This window comes from Streptosporangium sp. NPDC020145 (assembly GCF_040631275.1).
Taxonomy (GTDB): domain Bacteria; phylum Actinomycetota; class Actinomycetes; order Streptosporangiales; family Streptosporangiaceae; genus Streptosporangium.
In genome coordinates, this window is the sequence record NZ_JBEXZT010000003.1 from 265,210 (window position 1) to 281,791 (window position 16,582).

At 69.4% G+C, this 16,582-nt stretch carries 16 protein-coding genes and 1 riboswitch; of the genes, 6 read left to right on the plus strand and 10 right to left on the minus strand.

Annotation, left to right across the window (positions count from 1 at the left end; genetic code table 11):
• Window positions 1–2: 2 nt before the first annotated feature.
• The 5 genes from ABZ463_RS06700 to ABZ463_RS06720 are packed head-to-tail and all read right to left on the minus strand — an operon-like array spanning window position 3 to window position 6,835.
• Window positions 3–770, minus strand: a complete 768-nt coding sequence (locus tag ABZ463_RS06700; protein WP_362773760.1) for an SDR family NAD(P)-dependent oxidoreductase — start codon at window positions 768–770, stop codon at window positions 3–5.
• Complete coding sequence (locus ABZ463_RS06705; protein WP_362773763.1) at window positions 767–1,915, minus strand: ATP-NAD kinase family protein; 1,149 nt, start codon at window positions 1,913–1,915, stop codon at window positions 767–769. Before ABZ463_RS06705 ends, ABZ463_RS06700 begins: the two co-directional genes overlap by 4 nt.
• The gene (gcvPB, locus tag ABZ463_RS06710) at window positions 1,912–3,471 is read right to left on the minus strand and encodes an aminomethyl-transferring glycine dehydrogenase subunit GcvPB (protein ID WP_362773766.1); all 1,560 of its coding nucleotides are present in this window, start codon (window positions 3,469–3,471) and stop codon (window positions 1,912–1,914) included. Before gcvPB ends, ABZ463_RS06705 begins: the two co-directional genes overlap by 4 nt.
• Window positions 3,468–4,799: an aminomethyl-transferring glycine dehydrogenase subunit GcvPA gene (gene gcvPA / locus ABZ463_RS06715; protein WP_362773769.1), complete on the minus strand. Its 1,332-nt coding sequence runs from the start codon at window positions 4,797–4,799 to the stop codon at window positions 3,468–3,470. The genes gcvPB and gcvPA overlap by 4 nt, the downstream gene beginning before the upstream one ends.
• Entirely contained in the window at window positions 4,796–6,835 is a 2,040-nt protein-coding gene (locus ABZ463_RS06720; protein WP_362773772.1) for a beta-galactosidase, read from the minus strand. The genes gcvPA and ABZ463_RS06720 overlap by 4 nt, the downstream gene beginning before the upstream one ends.
• 110 nt (window positions 6,836–6,945) lie before the next feature.
• On the opposite strand from ABZ463_RS06720, the gene ABZ463_RS06725 reads away from it, so the two are divergent.
• The gene (locus ABZ463_RS06725; RefSeq protein ID WP_352010495.1) at window positions 6,946–7,593 is read left to right on the plus strand and encodes a GntR family transcriptional regulator; all 648 of its coding nucleotides are present in this window, start codon (window positions 6,946–6,948) and stop codon (window positions 7,591–7,593) included.
• Window positions 7,594–7,731: 138 nt separating this feature from the next.
• Window positions 7,732–7,953: a hypothetical protein gene (locus ABZ463_RS06730; protein WP_352010494.1), complete on the plus strand. Its 222-nt coding sequence runs from the start codon at window positions 7,732–7,734 to the stop codon at window positions 7,951–7,953.
• A gap of 55 nt (window positions 7,954–8,008) precedes the next feature.
• On the opposite strand, the gene ABZ463_RS06735 is transcribed toward ABZ463_RS06730, so the two are convergent.
• From ABZ463_RS06735 to ngcE, 4 genes are all read right to left on the minus strand, one after another.
• Window positions 8,009–8,299: a 4a-hydroxytetrahydrobiopterin dehydratase gene (locus tag ABZ463_RS06735; protein WP_352010493.1), complete on the minus strand. Its 291-nt coding sequence runs from the start codon at window positions 8,297–8,299 to the stop codon at window positions 8,009–8,011.
• Window positions 8,300–8,416: 117 nt separating this feature from the next.
• Window positions 8,417–9,295 carry a carbohydrate ABC transporter permease gene (locus ABZ463_RS06740; RefSeq protein WP_362773777.1) on the minus strand — a complete coding sequence of 293 codons (879 nt, stop codon included), beginning with the start codon at window positions 9,293–9,295 and terminating at the stop codon, window positions 8,417–8,419.
• On the minus strand, window positions 9,295–10,206 hold the full coding sequence (locus tag ABZ463_RS06745) for a sugar ABC transporter permease (RefSeq protein WP_362773780.1): 912 nt from the start codon (window positions 10,204–10,206) through the stop codon (window positions 9,295–9,297). Before ABZ463_RS06745 ends, ABZ463_RS06740 begins: the two co-directional genes overlap by 1 nt.
• Before the next feature lie 6 nt (window positions 10,207–10,212).
• Window positions 10,213–11,670 (minus strand): N-acetylglucosamine/diacetylchitobiose ABC transporter substrate-binding protein, encoded by a 1,458-nt coding sequence (gene ngcE, locus ABZ463_RS06750; RefSeq protein WP_352010490.1) that lies wholly within the window; start codon window positions 11,668–11,670, stop codon window positions 10,213–10,215.
• Window positions 11,671–12,000: 330 nt separating this feature from the next.
• Here ngcE and ABZ463_RS06755 point away from each other — a divergent pair, with 330 nt between their 5' ends.
• The 4 genes from ABZ463_RS06755 to ABZ463_RS06770 all read left to right on the plus strand — a co-directional run bounded on the left by ABZ463_RS06755 (window position 12,001) and on the right by ABZ463_RS06770 (window position 15,117).
• Window positions 12,001–12,645: a class II aldolase/adducin family protein gene (locus tag ABZ463_RS06755; RefSeq protein ID WP_352010489.1), complete on the plus strand. Its 645-nt coding sequence runs from the start codon at window positions 12,001–12,003 to the stop codon at window positions 12,643–12,645.
• Window positions 12,646–12,718: 73 nt separating this feature from the next.
• Entirely contained in the window at window positions 12,719–13,930 is a 1,212-nt protein-coding gene (locus tag ABZ463_RS06760) for a DUF4032 domain-containing protein (protein WP_362773784.1), read from the plus strand.
• A 151-nt stretch (window positions 13,931–14,081) separates the two neighbouring features.
• The gene (locus ABZ463_RS06765) at window positions 14,082–14,663 is read left to right on the plus strand and encodes a hypothetical protein (protein WP_352010487.1); all 582 of its coding nucleotides are present in this window, start codon (window positions 14,082–14,084) and stop codon (window positions 14,661–14,663) included.
• A 70-nt stretch (window positions 14,664–14,733) separates the two neighbouring features.
• Window positions 14,734–15,117: a roadblock/LC7 domain-containing protein gene (locus ABZ463_RS06770; protein WP_362773787.1), complete on the plus strand. Its 384-nt coding sequence runs from the start codon at window positions 14,734–14,736 to the stop codon at window positions 15,115–15,117.
• A 275-nt stretch (window positions 15,118–15,392) separates the two neighbouring features.
• Here ABZ463_RS06770 and ABZ463_RS06775 read toward each other — a convergent pair whose 3' ends face one another.
• A complete protein-coding gene (locus ABZ463_RS06775; protein ID WP_362773790.1) occupies window positions 15,393–16,013 on the minus strand; it encodes a hypothetical protein in 621 nt (206 codons plus the stop codon).
• A 245-nt stretch (window positions 16,014–16,258) separates the two neighbouring features.
• Window positions 16,259–16,409: riboswitch (cyclic di-AMP (ydaO/yuaA leader) on the minus strand.
• Window positions 16,410–16,582: the final 173 nt, after the last annotated feature.

The following is a 16,582-nucleotide window of genomic DNA, read 5'->3' on the forward strand; positions in this document are numbered from 1 at the left end:
GGTCACGCGAGGCCGCCACCGTCGACGACCAGCGCCGCGCCGGTGACGTAGCTGGCGGCGTCGCTCGCCAGGAACAGGACGGCCTGGGCGATCTCGTCGGGGGTTCCCGCGCGGCCCATCGGGCGGTCGGCGGCGTCGGCGGCGAAGGCCGTCCAGTCCTCGGACAGCTGCCTGGCCTCCTCACGGAGCATCGGGGTGTCGGTGTCGCCGGGGTTGACGGAGTTGACGCGGATTCCGGCCTTGGCGTGGTCGATGGCCAGGGCGCGGGTCATGTTGACCACGGCGGCCTTGGAGGCGCAGTAGGACAGAGCGTCGCCGCCGCCCTTGAGGCCCCAGCCCGAGCCGGTGTTGACGATCGAGCCGCCGTCCCTCATCGCGGGGATGGCGTGCTTGCACATGAGGAAGACCGAGCGGACGTTGACCGCCATGACGCGGTCCCACTCGTCGGCGGTCAGTTCGAGCGCGGTGGCGCGGCGGATGATCCCGGCGTTGTTGAACACCACGTGCAGCCCGCCGAAGGTCTCGACGGCGGTCCGTACGGCCCGCTCGCAGTCGGCCTCGGCGGCCACGTCCGTCTCGACGGCGACGGCCCTGCCACCCGCGGCCTCGATCTCGCGCGCGACCCGCTCCGCGCCCTGGCCGTCGATGTCGGCCACGACGACGGCCGCGCCCTGGCGGCCGAACAGCAGCGCGGTGGCCGCGCCGATGCCGGACGCGCCGCCGGTGACGATGGCGACCTTGCCGCTCAGCGTGTTGGTCATGATGGTCATCGGAACTCCTCGGTGGCGGATCGAATCCGGTACAGCGCGCTCTCGCGGTGCCCGGTGATGACGGGGACGTAGCCCTCGACGAGGGCGTCCGTCGCGGGGTCTCCGGTGTCGGCCAGCAGCGGTCGTCCGCCGAGCCCGGCGAGCTTGCGCTGGGTCGCCAGGACGACGAGCCCGCCGGAGGCCATGACCTTTCTCAGTACGGCCGGGCTGATCTGCTGGTTTCCCCGGCCGAGCACGAATCCCTGCCCCCCGATCACCGAGACGACGGCGTGGGTCTCCCGCCCGTCCACGAGGTCGAGGAGCTGCCCTTCTGTCACGTCGGCGGCGACCAGCGCGCCGTCCTGGACCACGTCCACGCCCAGCAGGGTGGTGGCCAGGCCGAGCCGCCCGCCGACGGCCATGGTGGTGGCGCCGGGGCCCAGGACGTAGCGGACGCCGGGCCGCATGCGGGCGACGACCTCGGCCGCGACGGCCTCCGTCGTGCCCGGGGAGGCGGCCGATCCCAGCTTGCGGCCGGACAGGCGTTCCCTGGCCGCGGGCACGCGCAGGGCCCCGTACAGCCTGGGGCCGACCTCGCCCCGCCGGTAGGCGTCCTCGTCGAGGTCGACGACCTCGGCCTCGGCCGTTTCGCGGGCGTCGGCGAACTCGGCGGCCATGGCCCCCGCGGTGGCCGGGCTGAGGGCGAAGCAGCCGGAGTAGACCTTCACCCCGGCCGGGACGCCCAGCACCGGGCACGACGGCGCCCCGTCGAGCACGTCCCGCGCGGTGCCGTCTCCTCCGGCGAACAGCAGCAGGTCGACCGCCTCCCGCATGGCCTCGACGGCCGCCGTGGTGTCCCGGCCCCCGGAGGGGGCGCCGGGAACGAACGGCACCAGCCGGGGGTCGGCTCCCGCGGCCCGCGCGCTGTCCTCCCCCATCGGCCCCGCGACGGTCAGGATCGGCGTGCCGGGCCGCCTGGCCAGCAGCGCCCGTACGGCCTGCGCCGCCCGCTCCCCCGCCTTCGGGGAGGAGCCCCTGGCCAGCGCGAGCCGCTGGGCCCGCTCGCCGTCGCTGCCCTTGAGCCCGGCCGGGCCGCCGATCCCGGCGACCGGGTTGACGAGCAGGCCGACCGTGAAGCCGGGGGCGCCGGGCCGTACGGACGTCATGTCAGATGCTTGCGGGTGTAGGCGCGCCAGGTCGGCGACCACTGCTTGGGGTCGTCGAGCGAGGCGGGGTCGATCTTGTGGATCGTCTGGTTGTAGGGGGCTCCCTTGACGAACTCCGGGTCGCGGCGGGCCTCGTCGGCGACGTGGGCGAGGATCGCGGCGTACTCGTCGAGGTCCTCCTTGGAGTAGGACTCGGTGGGTTCGAGGGTGAAGGGCTCAGGGACCAGGAAGGGGTGGTGGCTGGTCCAGTAGTGCACGCCGAAGTCGGCGGCGCGCACGCCGATCTCCTCCGAGTGCACGCCCGTCTCCTCGAACAGCCCCTGCCAGGAGTAGCGGACCTGTTCGAGGCGGTTCCTGTCCCAGTGAGCGCCCGCGCCGGGAATGTCCAGCACCTTGCGCATGAGGTAGTTGTTGTTGAGCACCGCGGTCTCGGCGACCTCGCGCAGCCCGTCGGCGCCCAGCGCCATGATCCAGGCGTAGGCGCGCACCACGTTGGGGGTGACTCCCAGGAAGGGCCGCATCTTGCCGACGGACAGCGGCCGGTCGTCGTCGAGACGGTAGCCCTCGCCGTCGAACTCGACGGTCGGGGACGGCAGGAAGGGCGCCAGCGCCTCGGAGACGCAGCTGGCCCCCGCCGCCGGGCCACCGCAGGCGTGCGGGGTCGAGAAGGTCTTGTGCAGGTTGAAGTGGCACAGGTCGAACCCGGCGTCGGCCGCGCGGGTGACGCCCAGCAGCCCGTTGGCGTTGGCCTGGTCGTAGCAGGCCAGGCCACCGGCCTCGTGCACGATCCTGACGAACTCCTCGATACGCGGGTTGAAGATGCCCGTGTCCTCGGGGTTGGTGATCAGCAGGGCCGCGGTCCTGGGCCCGGCGGCGGCGCGCAGCGCCTCGATGTCCGGGTAGCCGTTCTCGTCGGGCAGCAGCGTGATGACCTCGTACCCGGCGGCCTTGGCGCAGGCGGCGTTCGACGGGTGGGAGAACATCGTGGTGATGACCTGGTCGCGCTGTTCCGCCTCGCCCCGGGAGGCGTGGTAGGCGCGGATCATCGCGACGTTGGCGTAGATCGCGGCCGACCCTGAGGCGGGCTGGAGCGAGACCCGGTGCATGCCGGAGATCTCGGCGAGCATCCGTTCGAGGCGCCAGTAGATCTCCAGGACGCCCTGCACGGTGTCCTCCGGCTGGAGGGGGTGCAGCTCGGCGATCCTGGGGTCGTTGACGAACCGGTCGTTGACCTTGGGGCTGTACTTCATCGTGCAGGTCCCCTGGCCCACGGCGATGGCCTGGTCGACGCCCAGGTTCTCCTGGGAGAGCCTGACGTAGTGCCGCAGCACGTGCAGCTGCGACATCTCCGGCAGCCTCGGCGGCTCGGCGCGCCGTACCGAGGCGGGCAGCTCGACCGCGGGCACCCCGGCGGCCGGTACGGCCACGCCCCTGCGTCCCGGCCGTGACTGCTCGAAGATGATCGGCTCGTCCCAGCGGGCCTGGTGGAAGCGGCGCAGCGGCGGCTTCGGCGCGACCGGCAGCTCGGCGAACGGCTCTCCCGCGTGCCCACTCATGCCAGCCCCTCCCGTACGGCTGCCGCCAGCCGGTCGATGTCGTCCTTCGAGTGCAGTTCGGTCACGCAGACCAGCAGCGTGCGGTCGTCCAGACGGACGCCGCCGAGGATGCCGTGCTCCCGGAGCACGGCCAGGAGCGCGTCGCAGGACGGCACCTCGATCGTGAACTCGCGGAAGTGCACGGAGCCGGAGTGCGGCACCGTGGCCCCGGCCTCCGCCAGGCGGTCCATGGCGTAGCGGGTGCGGGCCAGGATGGTCTCGCCGATCTCGCGCATGCCCTGCGGGCCCATCAGCGCGAGGTAGACGCCCGCGGTGATGCCCCACAGGGCGGCCGCGGTGCCCACCCACTCCTTGCCCTCCTCGCGCAGGGCGAAGGAGGTCCGGTCGTAGAAGACGTCGCCGAAGCCGTACTCGCCGGGGACCGTGGTCGGCGCGATGCCGAACAGGCGCGAGGGGAACTCCGCGACCAGGCGCTCCTCGTCGCGGGTCGCGATGTATCCCGCCTGGCCGCCGCCGTAGTTCTGGTGCATGCCGAGCGACTGGATGTCGCCGCAGGCGATGTCGGCGCCGTAGGAGGCGGGCGGGGCGAGCACGCCCAGCGAGATCGGGTCGGCGGAGACGACCAGGAGGGCGCCCGCCGCGTGCGCGAGGTCGGCCAGCTCCCGGCCCCTGGTCTCCACGACGCCGTAGACGTTGGGGGTCTCCAGGTAGATCGCGGCGTAGGTCTCGTCGATCTCGACCTCGCCGATCTCACCGTCCGGCCCGACGGGGGCGACGACCAGGTCGATGTCGTGGCCGAGGAAGTCGCGCAGCTTGCTCATCCTGTCGGCGGAGACGGCTCCGCTGACCAGCGCCCTGGACCGACCCGTGTAGCGGGCCGCCATCCTGATCGCGGTCCCGGCCGCCTGGTGGCCGTCGTAGGTGGGGACGTTGACGACGTCCATCTCCAGCAGCTCGGCCATCATGCTGACGTACTCGAAGATCGCCTGGAAACGCCCGTGGTCCTCGTACGGCTCGCCCGCGTAGGCGGTGAGGAACTCGCTCCTGCCGTTGACCTCGTCGCAGACGGCCGGCACGTGGTGCGGGTAGCAGCCGTGCCCCAGGAAGCTGAGCACCTGGGTGGTGTCGACGTTGCGCGCCAGCAGGGCGCGCATGTGGGCGACCAGCTCCTGTTCCGAGGCCAGCGGCGCGGGCAGGTCGAGCGGCCTGCGCAGGCGCAGCCCCTCCGGGATGTCCGCGTATAGGTCCTCGACGCTCGCGGCGCCGACGGCGGCGAGCATCTCGGCCCGTACGCCGGGCTCGGCGTTCGGGATGTAGGGGTGTGTCACCGTGCTCCTTCGTTCGTCAGCGGGCTCTCCGTGTCCGTACGGCGGGCGCCGGAGTTCGCCAGGCGCAGCACGACGGCGTCGCGGCCCGGGATCTCGATCGGGCCCGCGAGGTCACGGCCGGTGAGCAGGTCGGTTCCCGGCTCGGCGAGGTCCACCTTCACCGGGTCTGTCGTGTGGTTGAGCAGGAAGAGGTGGTCGCCTCTGCGGGTGGCCTCGACGCCCTCCGGCACCACGGCCACCGGCTCGACTCCCGCGGCGGCCAGGACCTCCGTCAGGACCGGGGTGACGTCTTCAGGCAGGCAACCGAGGTAGACGGCGTTGCCGCGCCTGGTGATCGCGGCCTGTCCGTCCAGGTCGCCGCCCTCGTAGCGGGCGAGCACCTCGGTGCCCCCGGAGGCGTCCCCGGAGGCGTCCTCGACGCGCAGCCACTCGGCCCAGGTCCGCGCCGGTACGACCCGCCCGGCCAGCCGCAGGGGTTGGACCGTTCCCTCGGGCAGCGGCCAGAACTCGTCGACCGTCACACCGAGCAGGGCGCGCAACGGGCCGGGGGCGCCGCCCTCGTGGACCTGGTCGTCGGAGTCGACGACGCCGCTGAACGGGCCGACGACGAGGTGGCCGGGGAAGGCTTCGAGCCAGGCGGCCTGTTCCCCGGTGCACATGTAGAGGTTGGGGGCGATCACCACGCGGTAGCCGGACAGGTCGCCCAGCGGCGGGACCAGGTCGACCGCGACGCCCGCGGCGTGCAGCGGTCCGTACCACGCCTGCAGGAGTTCCTTGAGCCTGAGCCGGTTGGACGGCATCGACTCCGGCGCCTCAAGACCCCACCAGCTGTCCCAGCCGAGGACCAGGGCGACGTGCGCCGTGGTCGGGGTTCCGGCGACCTCGGCGAGCCGTTTGAGGTCGGCGCCGAGGGCGAGGGTGTCCCGCCAGCCCCGGGAGGCGACGCCGCCGTGCGGCAGCAGCGCCGAGTGGAACTTCTCCGGCCCGTACTTCGCCTGCCGCCACTGGAAGAACATGGCGCCGTCGGCGCCGTGCGCCACGGCCTGCAGGCTGTGCAGGCGCATCATCCCCGGCGGCTTGGGCGCGTTGACCTCGCGCCAGCTCACCGCGCTCGCGGCCTGTTCGAGCAGGATCCACGGCTGCCGCCGCAGCGAGCGCATGAGGTCGTAGCTGAGCGCGACGGTCACGTGCGAGGTGGGGTCGGCGGGGTCGGGGTAGGCGTCGTCGCTGACGACGTCCTCGGCCCCGGCCCACTTCCAGTAGTCCAGGCCGTGCAGGACGCTCATGAAGTTGGTGGTCACCGGGATCTCCGGGGTGACCTCCCGCAGCACCTCCCGCTCCAGTTCGAAGCATTCGAGCAGCGCGTCGGAGCAGAAGCGGCGCCAGTCGAGCAGTTGCGCGGGGTTGACCGGCCCCGGCGCCTTCCTGGGCGGGTTGACCTGGTCGAACGCGGTGTAGTGCTGCCCCCAGCAGGAGGTGCCCCAGGCGGCGTTGAGGCCGTCGACCGATCCGTGGCGTTCGCGCAGCCAGCGGCGGAAGTGCCTGGCCGACTCCTCACAGAAGCATTCGAGCGTGTGGTCGGCGTACTCGTTGCTGATGTGCCACATGGCCAGCGCCGGGTGGTCGCCGTAGCGTTCGGCCATGGCGCGGGCCAGCCGTACGGTCGCGGTGCGGAAGACCGGGGAGCTCGGGCAGTAGCTCTGCCGGGAGCCGAAGTCGAGGCGGGTGCCGGTGGCGTCCACGGGGAGCACCTGCGGGTACTCGCGGACCAGCCAGGGCGGCGGGGTCGCGGTCGCGGTGGCCAGGTCGGCGGCGACGCCGTTGGCGTGGAGCAGGTCCATGACGCGGTCGAGCCAGCCGAAGTCGTACTCGCCGGGGCGGGGTTCCAAGCGTGACCAGGAGAAGACCGCGACGGTCGCCATGTTCACCCCCGCCTCGGCCATCAGCCGGACGTCCTCGTCCCAGACGTGCTCCGGCCACTGTTCGGGGTTGTAGTCCCCGCCGAACAGCAGACCGGAAACCCTGGTCAGGCCCACCCGAAACTCCAATCTGTGCCATGTACTATTTTGTATGCAGAATTCATAGTGCAGTATTTTGTACTGCGTCAAGTGGTAGGTTTCGGTCAAGATCAATCCCGAGGAGAGCCATGCCGATCGAGCGGCGCCCCCTCCGCGAACAGATCCGCGACGAGCTCATGCTCAGGCTCGACCGAGGGGACTTCGCGGCCGGAACGGACATCAACGAGGCCGCGCTGGCCGCCGAACTGGGCGTCAGCCGTACGCCGCTGCGCGAGGCGCTGATCACGCTCGCCGGCGAGGGCGTGCTGGAGAGCAACCAGGGCAGGGGTTTTCGGTTCGCCCCGGTGAGCCGTAAGGAGTTCCGCGAGCTGTGCGCCATCGTGGCGGCCCTTGAGGCGCTGGCGCTGGACAGCTCCGACCCCGCCTACCTCGGACGGACCGCCCCCGAACTGCTCAGGCTCGCCCAGGGGTTCTCCGACGACGTCGCCGAACAGCAGGACATCGAACGGCACGACGACGAGTGGCACGACCTGCTGCTCGGCGGCTGCGGCAACGAGCGGCTGCTCGACCTGATCACCAGCGTCAAGGCGGGGATGCGCCGCTACTCACACCTGGTCGCCGGGGAGAGCACCCCGATGGAACGCGCCGCCGAGGAGCACTGCCGGATCGCCGAGTGCCTGATCGCCGGCGACCTCGAAGGGGCCGCCACGGCCCTGCGGGACAACTGGGTCAACGGCATGGAGCGGATGATGTCCCGCATCCCCGAGACGCCCTGAGAGCCGCTCGCAGGAAAGCGCCTCTCAGTCTCCCGGAGAGCGCCTCTCACTACCGGCCCACCTGACGCGAACCCATCATGGGATGCGACAGGCAAGCACGAAGGTGGTGACAGAGTGCGGTCCTCTGTGGAAGAACCCGTGAAAGAGACGGACGTCGAGCGCGTCCTCGGACGCTACGCCGGAACGTGGTCCATCTGGCGCAGCGACACCGGCCGGTGGTACGCGACCCGGCTGACCAGGGCCCTTTCCAGGGTCCAGCTGGACGCGAACCTCTCCATGACCGTCCACGCGGACGACGCCGAGGCGCTGGACGAGCTTCTCACGGAGCAGGAACGGATGGCCTCCGCCGCCCCGTCATGAGCCGCCGCGGGGACGGCGCGGCCCTCGCGGCCCGACATCCCGCGCCCCCCGCGGCTCAGCTGTACGGCGTGGCGATCTCGTCGATCCGGGCGGCGAGGGTGAGGTCCAGGTCGGTCAGGCCGCCCGCGTCGTGGGTGGACAGCGCCAGGTGGAGAGTGCGCCAGCGGATGTCGATGTCGGGATGGTGGTTCATCCGCTCGGCCTCCACGGCGACCTCGTCCACGATGCGGATGGCCGAGGGGAAGTCCTTCGCGGTGATCGTCCGGCGGATCTCGTCACCCTCGCGCCGCCAGCCGGGCAGGTCGGCCAGTCTCCGGTCGATCGCGGAGTCGTCAAGCAGGTCCATCGGTCCAGGAGATCACGCCGGTCGTCACGGCGCCAAGCCCGCACGGCGCTTCGGCGCGCCGGGAGAACGCCGAAGGCGTGTCCCGCGGAGAGGTCCGCGGGACACGCCTGTTGTTCGTTACTTGACGGCGCCCGAGGTCAGACCCGACTGGATCTGCCGCTGGAAGATGATGTAAACGATCATGACGGGGATGATCGCCATGCTCAGCGCGGCGAACAGGCCCGGCCAGTCGGCCTCGTAGCCCGCGTTCGTCGAGATGTTCGCCACGCCCTGGGTGATCAGCCACTTGTCCTCGACGTTGCCGGAAAGCAACACGATCGGCAGGAGGTACTGGTTCCACTGGCCCAGGATGTTGAAGATCGTGATGCTGATCAGGCCGGGCTTGGCCATCGGCACCATGATCTGGAAGAACGTCCTGGTGTGCGAACAGCCGTCCATCATCGCCGCCTCGGCCACCGAGGTGGGCAGCGTCTTGAAGAACGCCGACAGGAAGAACACCGTGAAGGGCAGCGAGTAGGCGACGTAGACCAGGATCACCCCGAAGTGGGTGTCGATCAGTCCGAGCTGGCGCACCACGAAGAACAGCGGCACCAGCGCGAGGAAGACCGGGAAGGTCATGCCCGAGACGAACAGGAAGTAGATCGCCCGGTTGCCGGGGAAGCTGTAACGCGCCAGCACGTAGGCCGCCATCGAGCCGAGCAGCATGGTCAGCGCCGTGCTGCAGGTCACCACGAAGACGGTGTTGAGCATGTACTGGCCGATGTGGGCTTTCTGGAAGGCCCTTCCCCAGGCGTCCCAGTGGTAGGACGAGGGAAGCGTGATGGGGTCGCCGAAGATCTCGGCGTTGGTCTTGAAGGACCCCAGGAACGTCCACAGGATCGGGCCGATGATCAGGATCGCCCAGACGAGCAGCGCCACGTGGGACAGCGCGCCGAAGGCCCCGAGGGGGTTGCGCCTGCGCCTCGGCCTGCCATGGGAGGCGGGCTTGGAAACCATCAGAACTCGATCCTCTCGCGCCTGGTCACGCGCAGGGTGAGCGCGGCGAAGGTGATGGTCATGAAGAAGAGCACCACGCCCATCGCCGACGCGTAGCCGAACTTGGAGAAGTTGAACGCGGTCCGCCAGATCTCCAGCGGCAGGACCGTGGTCGAGTTGTCCGGACCACCCCGGTCGACCGAGAGCACCTGTACCAGGGCGAAGGCGTCGAAGGCCGCGATGCCCAGATAGACCCAGGCGACCTGCATGGTGTCCCACAGCAGCGGGAGCGTGATCTTGAAGAAGAGGGTGGCGCGGTTCGCGCCGTCAAGCTCGGCGGCCTCGAAGACGTCCTTGGGGATGGAGGACATTCCCGCGGAGAACAGCACCACGTAGAAGCCGACCGCCTGCCAGACCATCACGCCGATGATCGACCACAGCGCCAGGTCGGGGGCGATCAGCCAGCCGACCGGGTCGATGCCGACCAGATCGAGCAGGCCGTTGAGGACACCGCTCTCGTCGGGACGGTAGATCGCCTGGAAGAGCACACCGACGATGGCCACCGCCAGGACCTGGGGCAGGAAGAAGATCACACGATAGACCTTCGAACCCCAGATCCCGCTCATCTTGCCCCCCCGCTGCCCTCCGCTCAGGTTGAGCAGGAAGGAGAAGAACAGGGCGATCACAATGGTGACCAGCGGCATGACAAGCAACAGAACACCATGGTGACGCACCGCGGCCCAGAAGACCTCGTCGTCCAGCAGCCGGGTGTAGTTCTCCAGGCCGATGAACTGAGGGTTCGCCGAGATGCCCTTCCAGTTGGTCAACGAGATGTAGAAAGCCTGTAGGTACGGGCTGATCACGAAGACCACGTAGAGGATCACCGGCGCGGCGAGAAAGCCGAAGATGAACCGGTACCTGCCATGCCGCATGGGGGACTACACCGTCCGCTTCTGCTTGGTGATCGAAGAGTCGGACTTCGACTTGTCGGCGGCCTTCTGCATCTTGTCGCAGAACTCGTCGGCGGAGATACGACCGAACATGAGGGCGTTGGTCTGCTTGCGCAGCTCGGTCTCCAGCTCCTTGTACCAGTTCTCGAAGGCGCTGAAGGTGACGATGTTCTGGCCCGCGGCGGTCTGCGCGGCGCTGAGGCTCGCGTTACCGGGCGACAGGTCCAGGCCGTCGGCGGCACCGGTCACGACGGTGATGTTGCCGGACTTCTCGGTGAAGCCGCGCGCGCCCTCCTTGGAGAGCATGATGCGCAGGTACTCAAGGCCGCCCTTGGGGTTCTTGGCCTTGGCGGGGACGATGTAGGCCTCGCCGGCGGCGGCGCGGATGGCCTCGAAGGGCATCTTGTCCGCGGCGGTGACGCTGGGGGTGGGCGTCAGGGCGTACTTGAACCCCTCGGGGGTCTGGCTCTTCTGCTCGTTCTCCAGCCAGGAGCCCGACGGGTAGAGGGCGACCTTGCCCTGGTTCTGGCGGGTCTGCACCTCGGTGTGGATCAGGCCCTCGAAGGACTTGTCCATGTACTTGCCGATCTCGGCCCAGGCGGCGGCGGCCTGCTTGACCGAGTCGCGCTTCCAGACGCCGTCCTCAAGGTTGTCGATGTCGATCAGGACCTGGTTGCCCTCGATCTTCGCGGCGGAGATGAGGATCATCCAGTACGCGTAGTAGGAGGCGTTCTTGCCCGCGTAGGCGAACGGGGTGATGCCCGCGGCCTTGATCTTCTCGCAGAGGGCCTTGAACTCGTCGAAGGTCTTCGGCGCGGTCCAGCCGTTCTTCTCGAACAGGGCCGAGTCGTACCACAGGCCGTAGGCCGAGAACACGTAGTTCATCAGGAACGGCTTGTTGTCGATGAGACCCGACTCGATGGTGCCCGGGGCGACGGTGTCGCGCACCTTCTTGGCGGGGTCGTCCATCGAGGGGGCGTCCCACAGCTCGGTGAGGTCCAGGAGCTGGCCCTCCTGCTGCAGGGCGCCGGTGTCCATGAGGTCGGTGCCGGAGTTGGCGATGACGTCGGGCACCTCGCCGCTGGCGAAGCGCGGCTGCAGGGTCTGCGCGATCTGCTGGGTGGCGACGTGCTTGACGGTGGCCTGCGGGAAGGCCTTCTTGTACATCGGCTCGTGGACGTCGGTGGCGTAGCTGTCGCCGAGACCGCCCTTGAAGATGACGACTTCGAGGGGGGCGTTGGCGGCGACACCGAACGGGTTGGCCGGGGAGACCGCACCGCCCGAGGAGGGGGCCGCGGAGGTGGTGGCGGCGGGAGCGTTGCTGCCCCCGGTCGCGCACGCGCTGAGCAGTCCTGCGGCGGGGCCTGCGACGAGGGCGGTCAGGCCGATCCGGCGGAGCATCTGCCGCCGGGTGATATCTCCGGGCGTACCGGCCGAGTAGGACATTGTAACCCTCCTGGGCGGGGGATCAATTAGGAAAGTTTCCTAAACGTTTGCCTGAAGGTACGTAGCCCCGGACTACAGCGTCAAGGGTTCGCAGCCGGTCTAGACCGAGCCGTGATGTCTCTGCGACAAATCCGGTAGCAACGAGACAGCAAAGCAATCCTGACCTTGGCAGATTTGCACACAGTACCCGATACTTCGCACATCGCCATTGACTCGCGACATGCGTGTGGGTAAAGAATCTAGGTCCTGAAGCAACCCTTTGGGAAGAGCCGGTCTAGACCAGATAATGACGGTTTGCCGCATACCGCCGCAAGACCCTACTTTTGGGGCATGTTGCTGGCGGAGCAGCGTCGGCTGCTGTGTGAACACGGTCGCCGGATCGTGGAGACCGGGCTCGTTCTCGGGACGTCGGGCAATCTCAGCGTCCGTCTCGGCGACCTGGTCGCGGTGACCCCGGGCGGTCTGGCCCTGGACCGGCTCGAACCCGAGGCCTGCCCGGTCGTCGGCGTCGGGGGCGACCTCGTCGAGGGAGACCTGTCGCCCTCCTCCGAGACCCCCATGCACCTGGCGATCTACGCGGCGACGGGGACGACGGCCGTGGTGCACACCCACTCGACCTTCGCCACCGTGGTCTCGGCGGTCATGACCGAGCTGCCTCCGGTTCACTACAACACGACACTGCTCGGTGGCGTGGTCAAGGTGGCGGACTACGCCACGTACGGCACCGCCGAGCTGGCCGGGAACGTCATGACCGCCCTCGGCGACCGGCAGGCGGTACTGCTGGCCAACCACGGCGGGGTGACCCTCGGCGACGACCTCCCGCAGGCCTTCGAGGCGGCCAGGCTGCTCGAATGGCTCTGCGAGGTCTACGTGCGGGCCAGGGCCCTCGGCGAGCCGAGGACGCTCACCGGGGACCAGCTCTCCGCCGTCGTACGGCGCCGCCGGGCTCCCGCCTTCCCCCTCGGCGAGGACTGACCCTCCCGCGAGCCTCCCACCAGGCCCCCCGCGGGGACGACGTCCCCGCCCTGTCGACGTGAGGATCGACGCGATGCCCCTGCAGCTCACCGGCACCCCGAGCGACCCGGACCTGATCCGGCTGCCCTGGGACATCCCTCTTGAGAACTGGCCCGACCACCATCTGGTCGCCCTGCCCCGGGGTATCTCCCGGCACGTGGTGCGCTTCGCCAGGCTCTCCGGGAAGGTCTACGCGATCAAGGAGATCAGCGAGCACTACGCCAAACGCGAGTACCGCCTGCTGTGGGACCTGAACCGGCTTGACGCCCCGGCGGTCGAGCCGGTCGCCGTGGTGACCGGCAGGACCGACGCCGACGGTGAGCCGCTCGACTCCGCGCTGGTCACCGAGCACCTGCAGTTCTCCCTGCCCTACCGCGCGGTCATGTCGGGCACCATCCGCCCCGAGACGCTCACCCGGCTGCTCGACGCGCTGGCCGTACTGCTGGTGCGGCTGCACCTGACCGGTTTCTACTGGGGTGACTGCTCGCTGTCGAACGTGCTGTTCCGCAGGGACGCCGACTCCTTCGCCGCCTACCTGGTCGACGCGGAGACCGGGGAGCTGCACCCCATGATCAGCGAGGGGCAGCGGCTGCACGACATCGACGTCGCGCACGTCAACCTGTTCGGCGAGATGCTCGACCTGCAGGCGGGCGAGCTGCTGCACTCCTCGATCGACCCCGAGGAGGTCGCCGACTCGGTCTGCGCGCGCTACCACAGGCTCTGGGGCGAGCTCACCTCCGACGAGATCATCGAGGAGGTGGACTGGCACCGGATCGACCAGCGGATCCGCAAGCTGAACGACCTCGGTTTCGACGTCGCCGAGATGATGGTCCGCCGCAAGGCGGGCACGGGACGGCTGGTCGTGCGCCCCAAGGTGGTCGACGCGGGACACCACCAGCACAGGCTGTTCAGGCTCACCGGTCTGGACGTCGAGGAGAACCAGGCCAGGCGGCTGCTCAACGACCTCGACGCCTTCCGGGTCGCGCGCGGCCTGCGCCACGAGGACGAGGCGGTCGTGGCCCACCGGTGGCTGGCCGAGGTGTTCCAGCCGACGATCGAGGCCGTACCGGCGAACATGCGGCGCAAACTGGAGCCGGCCCAGCTCTTCCACGAGGTGCTCGACCACCGCTGGTTCATCTCCGAGAAAGCCGGGCAGGACGTCGGACTGCCCGCCTCGACCGAGTCATATGTGAAGAACGTTCTTGTCCACAAACCCGACGAGAAAGCCCTCCTCCCCGACGAGTAGTAAACGTTCCCCCGTCGGTTGACAAACCTTCTACCGCCCGGCGGAATTCTTTTCCTCGCCATATCTGACTTTTCATGAATAGCTCCGGGTTCGGAGAGGTTTCCCTACGCTGACCGGGCGGCGTTGTGGAGTCGTTGGCGAGGGGGACCCCGTGCTCGGAATCGAAGGCTGCCTGGCCGAGGCCATGGCCATCCCCGGTGCGCTGGACGCGGTGCTGATCGACCAGACCGGCGGGACGGCCGTGGCGGGCGGTGGCGCGGCCCGCGAAACCGGCGCGGGCAGGGCCGTCGCGGGGCTCGGCGAGACCTTACGGGCGATGCTCGACGGCCTCGCCGTGAGCCTCCCCGGCGAGCCCACTGGAATCCGTGAAGTGATCATAACCACCGACGACGGATACCATTTACTAAAACCATTGGAAACGGTGTTCGACGGCCTGCTCGTGATTTATGTCCGTCTTGATGTACATCACGCTGATCTGGCCCTGGCGCGGCATCGTCTCCAGTCCCTGTCGGGTCACCTGACCGCCCGTGCCGGGGGTCTCACCGCCCCGCCGTTCCCGCGTGAGGAACGGCACCGGTCCGGCCCGCGAGGGTGCTTCGACACGGCCGGGCCACCGTGCCCGCCCGCGACGGGACCTCCCGCCGGGGCTCCCGGGGGGACCGTGACGGCGGGCGACCCCGCCGACGTCGACCTGCTCATCCGGCTGAGGAACGCGCTGAGGGCACTTGCCTGAGCCCGGTCCGACGCCTTCGAGGACGCCCGTGAAACCGCGGACGCCGAAGCGGACCAGAAGGAGGGTGCCGGTGGAAATCCGCGACGAGGTACGCCAGGAGATGACCCGGCTACGTGAGCGGACACCCGATGTGGACGGAAGCGTCGTGTGCGGCGCGGACGGCCTGACGATAGCCAGTGACCTGGACGGCGGTTTCGCCGAGCAGACCGGCGCCCTCTCCTCGGCGCTGCTGGCCCTCAGCCGCCGGATGGCGGACATGACGGGCAGGGGAACCTTCGAGGAGACGCTGGTCTCCGCGGCCGGCGGCTACGCGCTCCTCTACACCGCGGGCCCGAAGATCGTCCTCACGATCCTCGCCCGCCCGGGGTCCAACCTCGGATTGCTGCGGCTTGAGGGACGCAGGACGGCGGAGAACCTGGCCGCCATCACCTCCCGCACTCGGACGCCCCGGTGACCGGAGCGGCGAGGACGACCGCGAGGGACCACGCGACGCCGAGGAGAGACCGAGGGTCCGGCCCGCGGGCCGTACGGCACGGCCGGTGAACGCGGAACGAGGGCGGGCACCTGTGCGGGGTGCCCGCCCTCGTCCTTCCTGAGGGGGTCTCGGACTCCGAGGGGGATCGGAGGAGGGGTCCCGGGAGAGGAGCGGGACCTTCGGGGATCTCAGGAAGCGGGGATCCGAAGGGGGTCGGGGGTCTTCGGGGTTGGGGGATATTTCGCGATGAGGGGTTACGGCCGCGGCGCGTCGGCCAGGGCGGTCTGCGGCGGCGTGGCCGGGTTGTGGTCCATGAGCTTCCAGGCTCCGCTGGAGAAGGCCACGGGGTAGTTCTTCTTGCCGACGCCGTCGCCCCACTTGGTGATGACGTACTCGACCTTGATGTGCCCCTGGCCGTCGACACCGTCCACGCCCAGCGTGTCGGAGTTGAAGCTGCCACCGGTCAGGTCGGCGAAGGTCTTGGCGTCGAGGTCGATCATGACGCCGCTGCTCGACGGCACGCCGGGGCCGCGGTCGCCGACGAAGAACTTGGCCTTCTTGCCGTTGTAGAGGACGTAGCCCTCGGTGAACAGCGGCCAGCTCGGGCTGGCGATCATGCCCTTCTGCATGGGCTTGCCGCTCGCGGGCAGACCGGTGTCACCGGCGCGGCCGGAGGAGTCGTCCCAGAAGTAGGAGGCCTTGGTCGAGCCCTTGAGCAGGACGGGCTCAGCGGCGGCCGGGGCGGTGGCGGTGGTTCCGGTGCCGGTGTCGGCTGCGGCGGGCAGCGCGGAGACGACACCCGCGGAGGTCAGGACGCTCGCGCTCAGAAGGGTGGCGGCGAGCAGACGATGGCGCAGGGCAGCGGAGAAACGCATGAAGACAGGGCTCTTTCACGAGGGAACAGGACAGCCGCTCGTGCCGGGCCGAAGACGTTCGGCGATCAGTGGGGCACGGGGCGTGAGCGCTCACAGGGAAGAGAGGCCGCACCAGGAAACAGGCGGGCGTACACGGAGCGCGGTGCGGGGCGGGGGTGCCGCGGTCAGGCGCGGCGGAAGTCTCAGTCGATCCGCGCGAAGGCGGTGCGTGCCGGTGGGTAGGCGACGACGTGATCCATGAGGGGATCTCCTCTCCATCTCGTCTACCGGGTTAGCTGACGGGTTCGGGCGGTGGAGTTGCCCTACCGCCGCGTTGTCGCGGCGGATTCACCCCAAAAGGTGGGTCCCCGGCTCCCGTCGCCCTCGGGAGGCTTCGGGATTCGACGTCGACCGACCGCTCCTTCTCGTGAGGGGCAAGTCACCGGTCGAGAACAACTAGGACACTACCCACCACAAACGGACAAAGCAAAGCAAAAGCCATGAAAACCCCAGAAGATCTACCTTCAACCCCCAAGAAAGGGACATTGGCCAGGTCTTGACCCCACTCCGCCCATGGCGTTAAGTTCAGT

What these genes read in the sequence shown, in the direction of transcription:
- ABZ463_RS06700 (WP_362773760.1), bottom strand. Translation starts at nt 770, where the DNA reads ATGACCATCATGACCAACACGCTGAGCGGCAAGGTCGCCATCGTCACC.
- ABZ463_RS06705 (WP_362773763.1), bottom strand. Translation starts at nt 1,915, where the DNA reads ATGACGTCCGTACGGCCCGGCGCCCCCGGCTTCACGGTCGGCCTGCTC.
- gcvPB (WP_362773766.1), bottom strand. Translation starts at nt 3,471, where the DNA reads ATGAGTGGGCACGCGGGAGAGCCGTTCGCCGAGCTGCCGGTCGCGCCG.
- ABZ463_RS06725 (WP_352010495.1), top strand. Translation starts at nt 6,946, where the DNA reads ATGCCGATCGAGCGGCGCCCCCTCCGCGAACAGATCCGCGACGAGCTC.
- ABZ463_RS06735 (WP_352010493.1), bottom strand. Translation starts at nt 8,299, where the DNA reads ATGGACCTGCTTGACGACTCCGCGATCGACCGGAGACTGGCCGACCTG.
- ABZ463_RS06740 (WP_362773777.1), bottom strand. Translation starts at nt 9,295, where the DNA reads ATGGTTTCCAAGCCCGCCTCCCATGGCAGGCCGAGGCGCAGGCGCAAC.
- ABZ463_RS06745 (WP_362773780.1), bottom strand. Translation starts at nt 10,206, where the DNA reads ATGCGGCATGGCAGGTACCGGTTCATCTTCGGCTTTCTCGCCGCGCCG.
- ngcE (WP_352010490.1), bottom strand. Translation starts at nt 11,670, where the DNA reads ATGTCCTACTCGGCCGGTACGCCCGGAGATATCACCCGGCGGCAGATG.
- ABZ463_RS06755 (WP_352010489.1), top strand. Translation starts at nt 12,001, where the DNA reads ATGTTGCTGGCGGAGCAGCGTCGGCTGCTGTGTGAACACGGTCGCCGG.
- ABZ463_RS06760 (WP_362773784.1), top strand. Translation starts at nt 12,719, where the DNA reads ATGCCCCTGCAGCTCACCGGCACCCCGAGCGACCCGGACCTGATCCGG.
- ABZ463_RS06775 (WP_362773790.1), bottom strand. Translation starts at nt 16,013, where the DNA reads ATGCGTTTCTCCGCTGCCCTGCGCCATCGTCTGCTCGCCGCCACCCTT.